Origin of the sequence: Flavobacterium polysaccharolyticum (assembly GCF_038739875.1) — a bacterium.
In the GTDB taxonomy this organism is placed as follows: Bacteria; Bacteroidota; Bacteroidia; order Flavobacteriales; family Flavobacteriaceae; genus Flavobacterium; species Flavobacterium polysaccharolyticum.
In genome coordinates this window covers 115,170-127,726 of record NZ_JBCGDP010000009.1, presented here as the reverse complement: position 1 = coordinate 127,726, position 12,557 = coordinate 115,170, and the positions used below count along the sequence as shown (strand labels likewise).

The following is a 12,557-nucleotide window of genomic DNA, read 5'->3' as shown; positions in this document are numbered from 1 at the left end:
GCCTATTATTTTATGATTTTGATAGTAGATTGTTCGTTGAGATAAGCACTATTAGAAATTACAATTTCATCCGTTTTTTGAAGACCGTCTTTGATGAATACTCTGTTATTTTCAAATTTAGCAATAGTAACAGCTTGACGTTTTGCCTTGTTGTTCTCTACGATAAATACAAAAGCATTGTTTCCGTCAGCTTCAATAAGCGAGTTATAAGGAATAATGATGAAATCTTCGGCTTTATCTGCTTTAATTTGGGCTTTCCCAAACATTCCTACTGCTGGTTTGCGGTTTTTCATATTCAGTTTTAATTCTACTTGAAAAGAACCTAACGACCTATCAGCAGCTTGTGATTTTCTGAAAATAGTAGCGTCAAATTCTTCATCTGGAAATCCATCAAGCGTTACTTTTGCTTTTTGGCCAATAGTTACAGCTGCCCATTCTTGGTCGGTTAAACCCACTTTTAATAGATAATTATTGTTTTTTGTGGTTTCGTTTATGGCCAAAATGGGTGAACCCGGACCAACTACTTCCCCTTCATTAGCTATTTTTGCAGTAACAAAACCGTCGGCTGTAGCATAAATTTTGGCATAACGTGCATTGAAAGCAACGGCATCTTTTTGTTTTCTGGCAATATCTAAACCTGTTTTTGTATTTTGAAGTTGCTCTAAAGTATATACGCTGTCTTTGTAAAGATTTACAGCACGGGTATAATCACGTTCGAATTTTTTTACATTCAAGTCCGATTGATTCAAACCCGAACCGATTTCGGTTTCATCTAATGTCGCTAAAAGTTGTCCTTTTTTGAAAAACTGACCTTCTTCTACATAGATTTTACGGACAACGCCACCAATTTTAAAACCATAATTGGCTTGATTTTCTGTAGTTACCAAACCCGAAGCATTTATATCGCTTGTAAGAGCCAATGATTGAACCGTAGCGGTTTTTATCGAAATAACATCGGCATTTTCAAAGGGATTTTGTTCTTTTGTTTCTTCTTTACAAGCATAAAAAAGAGGAAAGGCTAAAAGGCATATTGCTATTGATTTTTTACTCAGAAGTGTAAACTTATTTTTAAGGTATTCGTAAATCTTAGATTTCATAATTATTGTTTTTAAAATTTATTTTAAATTGAAAGTTGCATTGGCTCTCTCTAATTCGGCATAGGCTATCCACGAATTATAAAGCGCTATATTGGTATTTAATTGAGCATTTACCCACTGATTTTGTGCGTCTAAAAGTTCGATGTAAATGGCTTGGCCTTCTTTATACAACTTGGTTATGTCCTCGTTATATTTTTTGGCCGATTCTTTTTGATTTTTATTGGCATTAAATTGTTCCAAAGCTGATTTTAGATTATTCTGTGAAATCTGAAACTGAAGCAATAATTGTTGTTTCACATTATCGGTCTGTGAACTTATTTTTTTTGTATCTTCTTCAACCTGTTTGAGTTTGTATTTATTTTTATTGCCAGAAAAAATGTTCCATTGCAAAGCAAGTCCAGCAAAATAATAGCGGGAATCTTTATTTACTTCAAAATCAAAATCCTGAAAACCAAAATCTGCAAATCCACTTAAGGTTGGAAGCCAGTGTGATTGGGTGAGTTTGCCAACGGTTTCGTTTAATTCTTTTACCTGTTTTAGTTTCTCAAGTTCTTCTCTGTTTGCTGTATTTTCGACTACCAAATCACTTGGAATTTCATTGGCATCTGTATCAATAGGAGATTCCAGTTTTTTATTCAATAAAAAATTGAAGTATGCCTTTGCATTTGTACTGGTTTGCTTCGCCGTTTCTAAATTGGCTTGTATGCGAATAACTTCATTATCACTTCTCAAAACAGCGGTACGGTTTATTTTGTCATTTTTGAATAAAGATTGATTCACTCTTTGATTTTCCTTAACCAATTTGAGTGCATCCTCATAAATTTTAATGCCTTCAACAGATTGTAGGTATTTGTAGTACGCAATTTTTATTTCCTTTACTAATTCCCTTTTGTAGATTTCCAATTCAATAGTTTGTAAGGAAGTTTGTTGGGTTTTAATTCTCTTATTGTAGATGATTTCAAAATTCAACAATGGCATTGTAGTGTGAATTTTGGCATCATAAAAATTATCAGGGTTAATGAGAACTGACTGATTTTGTAGGGTAGGGAATGAGTTGGAGTTTGTGATTTGATTTAAGGTACTGTACACCGGATTCAGTAAATCGCCAATCGGAATATCAATAGTTCTTCCGCCTTCTGCTTTTGTATAATTTCCATTTAGGGTAACAGTAGGATAAAACAAGGCACGTGCTTCTTTCAAAGCATACATACTTTTATTTATGTCAAAGTTATGTTGCTTGATGACTTCGTTATTTTTTAGTCCAGCCTCAATATAGCCGTCTAGCTTACTTTGTGAATATCCTTGATATCCAAGTAAAGTGGTGATAATAATTAGTGTTCTTTTCATTTTATATTACATTGTTTTTTAATTGAACATTGTTCATTTTATTAAGCAAAAAAAAATTATAGTTTATCGATTATTTTTAAATACTCATTATAACCATCAAATAAGATAGTATCAGGATTTGTGAATTTTACGCCTTTAGTTCTTTGACGAATTTCAAGACAGCACATACCGTGCACTAAACTCCAAACCATAAAAGAAAGCGGTTCTACATTATGACCTTTAAAGTACCCCTTATTTATGCACTCTTCTATTGTTACTTTAACGCGGTTAAATGTTGCAGCGCCTTCATCCCAATCTTCGTTTTCTGATTTTTCCAGAAATTCCATCGGTGCTTTAAGGTTGAACATCAAATCGTACATTTCTTGATTTTCTAAAGCAAATTTAATGTAAGCAAACCCCATTTTACGAAGGCGCTCCATAGGATCTTCTATTTTGAATAATTCTTGAAAGTAGCCGCCTAGTTCTTGAAAACCAATAGAATGCAGGTCGTGCAAAATCGCAGTTTTATCTTTAAAATATACATAAACTGTACCTACACTATAGTCAATTTCGTCTGCAATGTTTCTAATGGTTGTTTGCTCAATCCCTTTTTCTATAAAAAGTTTTTTAGCACCTTTTAAAATCAATGCTTTTAATGTTTCTTTTTCTCTTGCTTTTCTGTCTGCGACACTCATAATTTTTAATATTATTCGACAAAGATATGTTTTATTTTTGAACAACGTTCATTTTTTAATTTATTTTACATTTATATTTAAAAATACTGATTTTAAAAATTTTAAATAGAGTAGTTTATCTCTTTATAGCGAAGAGGAAAGCAAGTTTTTTATGGATTCCAAAGACATCCGAAATTTCTTTGAGATAAGCGTTATTTTTTGGTAAGATAGGATAGGGAGTAGCTTGTTTTCTGTTATCGATTGCTGGTGATTTTCATTTTATCAATTATCATTTGAGTAATCTGAAGGATTGGGATTTTAGAAGCGCTCTCCGTTTTTGCCAGTGGGTGAATTTTTTTAACCAAAACAAAAAAGCCTGTAAATCCTAGGATTTACAGGCTTTTTACTCTGATTTGAAAAAGTAAAAGTGGAGTCGCCGAGAATCGAACCTAAGCTCAAAAACCCGCATTAATACCTATATTTTACTTCGTAAAAATCTGGTTTGCCACGATTTTGCCATAAGTTTAAAAACTCCTTGAAATCTGGGTTGTTTTAGACTTTCCTGCATGAAACTGATTGACTTTAAAAGAACGAGATAATTCATAATGAATACTTCAAAAGTAAACATTATTTAAGAATTATAAAAATATTGTTAAGTGATTAGTGTACTCAAATCATATTTGCGATTTCTACTTGTAGTGTTGAAAGTGTTGTGTCTACCGCCGAACAAATTCGGAATATAGGTTCCCAGACGGCATAGTTGCACAATATTCTATGATTTTTGCTATAAAAATTTTGATTACATGTCAATTCAGAAAAAGCCTTACTGTGGTTTGTAAGGCTTTATAGTAATTTCCACTTCACTTCGATATCCGGGATGGTAGGATGGTCGGTAATTTACATAACCCATTTGCTGTAACTCCTTAAAGTATTTATGATAGGTTGGTAAGGTACTGATATGCGAAAGCGACATTATTTTGCTACGACTTACTTTAATTATCTTAGTGTGTCCTTGTCTATATCCGAGACAAAGAATTGCACTTAAAAGAGCGAAATGCCAAACATTAAGCCTGGGATCCTCTTCTAAAATGGAAAGGTATCTTGAAAGTTTTTGCAGTCTCATATTAGTTTTTATCGCTGAACAGATTCATTAAATCTGATTTGCTATAATAATAAGATCCTAAAACTTTTTTGAAGCGCACTTTTCCCGTTATCCGAAGATTCTGTAACGATGCTGATGACATATCCATAAGTTTTCTGACAACACGGCTTTTAAGCCATTCTGGATTTAAGCCACCTTCTTCTTTATTTTGGTTTTTCTCTACAATTTTTTTGAACTGCTCCACTAGCAATATACCAAATTGGCTTAAATCATCTTTAGTTATATTATCGTTCATCTTCGCGCCTCCTATCTTAATTTGTTAAATAATGAGTGAAATTAAGGAGTAATTTTTTAGACTTTTGAAAAAGGTATTTCATGTCCTTGTTAGGCTTTTAATGTCTGAGAGTAGGTGTTTAGATGTGTTGAACTTTTTTGTGAATGAATCCTAAAGAAATATGATAATATTTTAAAAAAGCATCAGTCTTCGTACTTAAATTGTCTAGAAAAAAATATTGCTAGTTGTTATAACGCAATATCTTATTTTTATGAAGAATATCTATCAGAAAAAGGATTATATAACTAGTGGTAACAGATTTAATGATGGCATTAATTCTAAAGTATTTTCATACTAACAAATGTCGAACTTTTTTTTATTGAAGATCTCAAAAGCTAAATCCAAAATGGCGATAACAGTATGTGTTATTATTCGTATGATAAATGATAATATTCGTTTTACTAGTTCTGATGTTGAGAGTTGCTGCAAAATATTGATACTACTACAATAATTATTTATAATAATTAATAATCATTATAAATAATTATTTGTAATAAAAATAAAATTCCTATTTTTACACTCTTGAAATTTACAAATATCATATTATCAATTATCATTGTAGTACTTTCCTGTATGCCTTGCGCAGACAAGGAACAAGGTGTTTCGTCTGAAAAAGCAACTATAACAAATAGTTCAAAACAGCACCATGAGAAAGATGCATGTTCTCCTTTGTGCATTTGTAACCATTATGGCTGTCAGGGTTTTGTCTACAATATAGTATCGAATTACAATTTTATTACCGTCAAAAACATAATTGACAAAAAACTACCTGAATACAAATCAATTCTTACTTCCAATTTCTACGGGAGCATTTGGCAACCGCCACAAATTAATGCTTAATTTTTTTGATAATTAAAAGAAGACAATTCTAATAGATAGAGTTAGTTACAAAGTTTTCTTTATTTTAAATTAATTACAGTTATAGATATAATAATGGCAAAGCAAAAAACAAAAAGACCGAACAACCAAAAACCTAAATCTAAACCTAAATCCAAAAAGCCGATAACAGTATATACTGTAATTCGCACTATAATGATAATACTCCTTTTGTTGCTTTTGTTGCTTTTGTTATTGGGAGTTGCTGCAAAATATTGGCTCTACTATAATAAATATTACAAATAATTAATAATCAGTATAAATAATTAATAATTATAAAAAATAAAATCTTATTTTTGCACTCGTGAAATGGTTAAACATCATATTGTCAATTTACTTAATAGCCTTGGCATCTATGCCCTGTGCTGATGTGGAAGTAAATAGTGCGGGGCATTCTTTAAATGTACATCAGACAGACCTTGAAAACCATTCGCACGATAAAAGTAAAGATTTATGTTCCCCATTTTGCATTTGCAATTGTTGCGGTTCACAAATTACAAGTTTTTCAGAATTTGTAATTATTGACTTTCCAATACCTTCTAAAGGTATCAAAACACAATTACCTACATACAAATCCGTTTTTGCTTCCAATTTCTTCGGAAGTATTTGGCAACCGCCTCAAATAGCATAATGATGCCCGAGTAATTTCGGGTTAGAAAATTGTGACCTTTTCACAAATAATGGCAAATATTCTATTTGCTGATTTCTAATTCATTATAATATTTCAATGTTAGACAAAATCATACAATTTAGTATAAAGAACAAGTTCATTATACTCTTATTTACCCTTGTGCTTATAGCCTGGGGAAGTTATTCTATTAAAAATTTACCGCTGGATGCCTTGCCAGATGTAACTAATAATCAAGTACAAATAATTACCACTGCCCCTACTTTAGCAAGTCAGGAAGTAGAACAATTAATTACCTATCCACTCGAACAAGCTGTAAAAACGATTCCAAAAGTAATTGAATTACGAAGCATTTCTCGTTTTGGATTATCTGTGGTAACTGTTGTTTTCAAAGACGATGTAGATATATATTGGGCAAGAGAGCAAATTTTTCAACGCTTAAAGCAAGCTGAAGAAAACATACCTAAATATGCAGGTTCTCCAGAATTAGGACCTATTTCTACAGGTCTAGGAGAAATATATCAATACGATGTATATGCCAAAAAAGGCTATGAAGATAAATACGATGCCGTAAAATTACGAACCATTCAAGATTGGATTATCACTCCACAATTACAGGGTATTGAAGGTGTTGCCGAAGTCAGTACCTGGGGAGGAAAATTAAAACAATATGAAGTGGCTATTAATCCAAATAAACTAAATAGTTTAGGAATAACCATTACCGATATTTTTGAGGCTTTAGAAAAAAATAATCAAAACACAGGCGGTGCTTACATTGAAAAAGACCAATACTCTTATTTCATTCGTGGTGTTGGTATGGCTACAGGCATCAAAGATTTAGAAAATATAGTGGTTGCCAATAAAAACGGCGCTCCTATTTTAATTCGAAATGTAGCCGAAGTTAGAGAAGGTGTAGCACTACGTTATGGGGCATCTACTAAAGACGGAAAAGGAGAAATTGTATGTGGAATGGCTCTTATGCTAAAAGGAGAAAATTCAAGTGCAGTTGTCAATAGAGTAAAAGAAAAAATGGATCAGATCAACAAAACTCTTCCAGAGGGAGTGGTTGCTGAAGCTTTTATCGATAGAGGAAAATTAGTAGATAGTGCCATAGGAACTGTTACTAAAAACCTATTGGAAGGTGCATTAATAGTAATATTTGTATTGATCTTATTTCTTGGAAATCTTCGTGCAGGACTAATTGTAGCATCTGTAATTCCATTATCAATGCTTTTCGCTGTGATTTTGATGAATACCTTTGGAGTAAGCGGAAATCTAATGAGTTTAGGAGCAATCGATTTTGGAATTATTGTCGATGGTGCGGTTATAATTGTCGAAGCCACAATGCATCATTTGCAAAAACTCAAAAGAAAAAAAGATTTAACCCAATCTGAAATGGATGAAGAGGTATATCAATCGGCTTCCAAAATTAGAAACAGTGCCGCTTTTGGGGAAATAATTATCCTAATAGTGTATTTACCAATCCTGGCATTAGTTGGCACAGAAGGTAAAATGTTCCGACCAATGGCAATGACAGTAGGATTTGCAGTAATAGGTGCATTTGTTATGTCTTTAACCTATGTACCAATGATGAGTGCGATGTTCTTATCCAAAAATACAGAACACAAAACCAATTTTAGTGATAGAATGATGGCTTGGTTCGAGGGAATATATACCCCGTTTTTAGAAAAAGCATTGCGTTTCAAAAAAGCAGTTTTGGCAATTTCATTAGGTCTATTTGTATTGGCGCTAGTAATTTTTCAAAATATGGGTGGCGAATTCATTCCAACAATTGAAGAAGGAGATTTAGCCTTAAATGCTACAATTATGACCGGAAGTTCGCTTTCGCAAATGGTAAAAACAACCACAGAATATGAAAAAATTCTAAAAGCTAAATTTCCCGAAATTAAAACCATAGTAACTAAAATTGGTAGTGGTGAAATTCCAACGGATCCAATGCCTATAGAAAGTGGGGATATGATTATTGTACTTAAAGACAAAAGTGAATGGACAGGTGATTACGACAATTGGGAAGATTTAGCCAATGCAATGAAAGAAGAAATGGAAGCCATTCCAGGTGCTAATATTGAAGTTTCACAACCAATTCAAATGCGATTCAACGAGTTAATGACCGGAAGCCGAAGTGATATAGCCATTAAAATTTTTGGTGACGATTTAGAAATTTTAGATACTAAAGCCAAAGAATTGATTGCTAAAGTCAATAATATTGAAGGTATTGGAGACTTAAAAGCAGATAAAGTAACAGGCTTACCGCAAATTACTGTAAAATACGATTACAATAAAATTGCATTATATGGTTTGAATATTACCGATATCAACCAAATCATCCGCTCTTCATTTGCAGGAGAAAGCGCAGGTAAAATCTATGAAGAAAGCAAACGATTTGATGTAGTGGTGAGAATGGATGCAGCTAGCCGAACAGATATTACAGATGTGAGTAATCTATTTATTCCTTTACCAAACGGACAACAAGTACCACTATCACAAGTAGCAACGGTTTCTTATGAGCAAGGCCCTGTTCAGGTTTCTCGTGAGAATGGTAAACGTAGAATTACTGTTGGATTAAACGTTCGTGGTCGAGATATAAAAAGCGTTGTCGAAGAAATTCAGGCTAAACTTGATAAAGATTTCAAACTTCCCCCAGGTTATTATGTTACTTATGGAGGACAATTCGAAAACTTGATTGAAGCTACTAAAAGACTTTCGGTTGCTTTACCTATTGCATTAGCATTAATAATGGTGCTGCTATATTTTACTTTCAATAGTATGAAACAATCTTTGCTAATATTTACAGCTATTCCATTATCAGCCATTGGAGGTGTTTTCGCATTATGGATGAGGGGAATGCCTTTCAGTATTTCGGCAGGAATTGGATTTATAGCCCTTTTCGGAATCGCAGTGTTAAACGGAATTGTATTGATTTCTTATTTCAATCAATTAAAATCTGAAGGAATAACCGATCCATTACAAAGAGTTTTAATGGGTACAAAAACACGTTTACGACCTGTTTTAATGACAGCTGCTGTAGCCTCTTTAGGATTTATGCCAATGGCATTATCCACCAGCGGTGGAGCTGAAGTACAAAAACCATTGGCAACAGTTGTTATTGGAGGATTATTATCGGCTACATTACTGACGTTGATTGTTTTACCAATACTTTATTTATTGTTTGAAAAAGGAATTAAAGCAAGAAGAAAAATAAAAACACCAATCGTTACCCTAATAGTTTTATTGATAAGTAGTTTTTCTTTTGCTCAAAATAGCCAGCCTATTTCATTACAAAAAGCTATCGAAATTGCAAAAACCAATAACATTGATTTAAAGATTGCTGATAAGGAAATTGAGAAACAAACGGTTCTGAAAAAGACAGCATTTCAAGCAGATCCTTTGCAAGTGCAATATCAGGGTGGGCAATTCAATAGTAAATATTATGATAGCAATGTTTCGATACAGCAGTATTTTCCAATTGGAAGAATTACAAAAGCCAATCGTCAATTACAGGAAGAATTGGTGAAACTAGCTGAAAAACGAAAAGCATTATCCGAATATGAAATCGAAAAAGCAGTAACAATCGCCTACTATCAATATTTATATGGTGTTTCTGTACAAAAACTAAATGCAGATTTATTGGAAATTTATTCCAAATTCTTAAAGAATGCAGAACTACGTTTTGAAACAGGCGAAAGCGGAAAAATTGAAGTAATCAGTGCCAAAGCAAAGTCAAAAGAAATAGAAACACAGCAAGCGCAACTCGAATTTGATTTGGCAATTTACCAAAAACAATTACAATTTTTTATTCAAACGGAAGAGAATATTGTACCGGATAGTACAACGCCAATGCAATATTCATTTCAACCAAATGAAAACCAATCCAAAGTAGAAACGTTGGTAACCGATTATTATACACAGCAAATTTCGGTGTATCAAAAAGAAGCCAATACTTTTAAAGCATTGCGAACACCAAAATTAGGATTAGGTTATTTTGGACAAACCATTGATACCAAATCTTATTTTCAAGGGTTTACTGCGGGTTTACAAATTCCTTTATTTGGTGGGGTAAATTCAGCTAAAGCTAAAGCATCTGCTATCAGTATTTCGCAATCCCAATTAGAATTAGACAAAAATAAATTGACTTTGAAATTACAAATGCAGGAATTGAAAAATGATTTCGAAAAGCAACAAAAAGCATTAGATTATTATCAAAAGGAAGGTTTGCTATATGCAGAACAAATAATTGCAACGGCTCAAAAAAGTTATGCCAATGGTGATATGAGTTATTGGTATTACATCAGTTTTTTGAATCAGGCTATCGACATCAAAAAGCAAAATGCCGAAGCTACCAATGCTTATAATCAAAGTGCTATTCAATTGCAATTTCCATCTATTTCTAACAAATAAAATTTCTCAAAATGAAAAATATAAATTCAAAATTCAAAATTTTCTTAATACTTAATACTTTATTCTTACTACTTCTCACCTCTTGTGGAGAAAAGAAAACAGAAGAAGCAGGACACGAAGAAGAAAAATCAGAAAACGAAGTAGCATTAACAGCCTTACAATTCAAAACAGTTGGTATTCAAACAGGTTCTGTAGAAAACAGGAATCTTAATTTAGTGATTAAAGCCAATGGATATACGACAGTTCCACCACAAAATATGGCTAACATTTCAACCTTAATTGGAGGAACGGTTAAGGATATTTTTGTTTTAGAAGGCACGTATGTAAACAAAGGAAAAGTACTGGCAACTATTCAAAATTTAGAAGTAGTTGGAATGCAGGAAGATTATAATTCGGCTGTTGCCAATATTGAATACCTGCAATTAGAATACAATCGCCAGAAAACATTAACTGATGAAAATGTAAACCCTAGAAAAGTACTTCAGGAAGTAAAATCAAAACTAGCTGTTGAAAGAGCCAGAGCAAAAGCTGCAAAAAACAAATTGCAAGCCCTGAATATGAGTACAAGCGGATCAAGTTTGGTACCGATAGTTTCACCAATATCCGGTTATGTTGGAAAAATCAGCATTGCCAAAGGAGCATTTGCCGAAACAGGAATAACCCTTTTTGAAGTCGTAGATAATAGCCAGATGCACTTGGACTTAAACGTTTATGAAAAAGATTTGGAATCAATTTCTGTGGGGCAAACGATAGACTTTATTTTGACTAATCAAGGAAACAAATCCATTAAAGGAAAAATATTTGGTATCAATAAATCCTTTTCAAATGAAAGCAAAACCGTTGCTGTTCACGCCAAAATTAATCCAGCTGATTCCAAAGATTTAATTTCTGGAATGTATGTTTCTGCCAATATCAATATTAAAAATGCAACCGTCCCTGCCCTACCCAAAGATGCTGTTGTAAAAAATGGAGATAAATACTTTGTCTATATCCAGGAAGAACACGAAGAAAAAGCCACAGGTAAAAAAGCAGAAGCTCACGAACACAAAGAAGGCGAAGCACATTCTGAAGAAGCTGTTGGCGAGGAAGAAGGACACAACGAAGTACATTTCAAAGCAATAGAAGTTGTACCAGGAACAACAGATTTAGGGTATACCGAAGTGAAATTTGTTGAAGCAATTCCTGCCGATGCAAAAATTGTAATTAAAGGAGCTTTCTATTTACTGTCTGCTATGAAAGGTGGCGGTGAGCATACACATTAATAAGTAGTTTAAGAAGCATTAGAAAACTTAAGACTATCTAAGACCGCTAGTATTATTTGTATTGGCGGTTGTGATAGTAAATTAATTGATGAAGACTATGCCCCCAAAATAATATTAGAAAAATCATTAATTGCTGAATATGAAAACAACAAAATATAGTTTTCTGCGAAATACTAGCGGAATAAAAAAGATAATAATTTGTCTTACCTTATCATTATTGTTGTATTTCATTTTACTGTTTTTTAAAATTGATATTAAAAACAGGATAATTTTATCCTGGGATATCTTTTGTCTTTCTCTAATTATATTTAGCTGGGCATTGTTTTTTACTACCACAAATAAAGATCTATGTGAGGTGGTAGAGCGTCAGGATGATGGACTTAAAGTGATTTTTACGATAGTGCTAATTGCTGTTTGTGTTAGTTTGTTTGGTACTTTACTCCTTTTAAAAGGTACAGAAGAATCGTCCTTTAACAGAATATTTGATGCAATCGTTTCATTATCGCCCATTTTAGTGTCGTGGACATTACTTCATACAATTTTTACAATTCGGTATGCACACTTATATCACGACCATAATCAATTAAAAACGGGTAGTAATGTTGGAGGTATCAAATTTCCGTGTAAGGAGGAGCCTGATTATATTGATTTCGCCTATTTCTCATTCGTAATTGGTATGACATTTCAAGTTTCAGATGTCCAAGTAAGCTCAAAGATTATCAGAAGATTTGTTTTGTTGCACAGTCTAATTTCATTTGCGTTCAATACAATTATTGTGGCACTGACTATTAATAGTATTGCCAGTTTTAAATAACTATTTAATATAAAAAATTTAGAAA

General features: G+C 32.8%; 9 protein-coding genes. 5 read left to right on the top strand and 4 right to left on the bottom strand.

Annotated features, from left to right (window positions below):
• Positions 1-5 precede the first annotated feature (5 nt).
• From WFZ86_RS10835 to WFZ86_RS10820, 4 genes are all read right to left on the bottom strand, one after another.
• A complete protein-coding gene (locus tag WFZ86_RS10835; protein WP_342691923.1) occupies positions 6-1,097 on the bottom strand; it encodes an efflux RND transporter periplasmic adaptor subunit in 1,092 nt (363 codons plus the stop codon).
• Positions 1,098-1,115: 18 nt separating this feature from the next.
• A complete protein-coding gene (locus tag WFZ86_RS10830; RefSeq protein ID WP_342691922.1) occupies positions 1,116-2,444 on the bottom strand; it encodes a TolC family protein in 1,329 nt (442 codons plus the stop codon).
• A gap of 56 nt (positions 2,445-2,500) precedes the next feature.
• Complete coding sequence (locus tag WFZ86_RS10825) at positions 2,501-3,118, bottom strand: TetR/AcrR family transcriptional regulator (RefSeq protein WP_342691921.1); 618 nt, start codon at positions 3,116-3,118, stop codon at positions 2,501-2,503.
• Between the two features lie 1,103 nt (positions 3,119-4,221).
• Positions 4,222-4,494, bottom strand: coding sequence for a hypothetical protein (locus WFZ86_RS10820; protein ID WP_024981657.1), 273 nt, complete (start codon positions 4,492-4,494; stop codon positions 4,222-4,224).
• A 561-nt stretch (positions 4,495-5,055) separates the two neighbouring features.
• Between WFZ86_RS10820 and WFZ86_RS10815 the strand changes: the two genes are divergently transcribed.
• The 5 genes from WFZ86_RS10815 (at position 5,056) to WFZ86_RS10795 (ending at position 12,532) form a co-directional block, all read left to right on the top strand.
• Positions 5,056-5,373 (top strand): hypothetical protein, encoded by a 318-nt coding sequence (locus WFZ86_RS10815; RefSeq protein WP_342691920.1) that lies wholly within the window; start codon positions 5,056-5,058, stop codon positions 5,371-5,373.
• A 340-nt stretch (positions 5,374-5,713) separates the two neighbouring features.
• Positions 5,714-6,040: a DUF6660 family protein gene (locus WFZ86_RS10810; RefSeq protein ID WP_035717660.1), complete on the top strand. Its 327-nt coding sequence runs from the start codon at positions 5,714-5,716 to the stop codon at positions 6,038-6,040.
• Between the two features lie 96 nt (positions 6,041-6,136).
• Positions 6,137-10,456 (top strand): CusA/CzcA family heavy metal efflux RND transporter, encoded by a 4,320-nt coding sequence (locus WFZ86_RS10805; protein ID WP_024981661.1) that lies wholly within the window; start codon positions 6,137-6,139, stop codon positions 10,454-10,456.
• Positions 10,457-10,467: 11 nt separating this feature from the next.
• The gene (locus WFZ86_RS10800) at positions 10,468-11,718 is read left to right on the top strand and encodes an efflux RND transporter periplasmic adaptor subunit (RefSeq protein ID WP_024981662.1); all 1,251 of its coding nucleotides are present in this window, start codon (positions 10,468-10,470) and stop codon (positions 11,716-11,718) included.
• Between the two features lie 139 nt (positions 11,719-11,857).
• Complete coding sequence (locus WFZ86_RS10795) at positions 11,858-12,532, top strand: DUF1345 domain-containing protein (RefSeq protein WP_342691919.1); 675 nt, start codon at positions 11,858-11,860, stop codon at positions 12,530-12,532.
• Positions 12,533-12,557 lie beyond the last annotated feature (25 nt).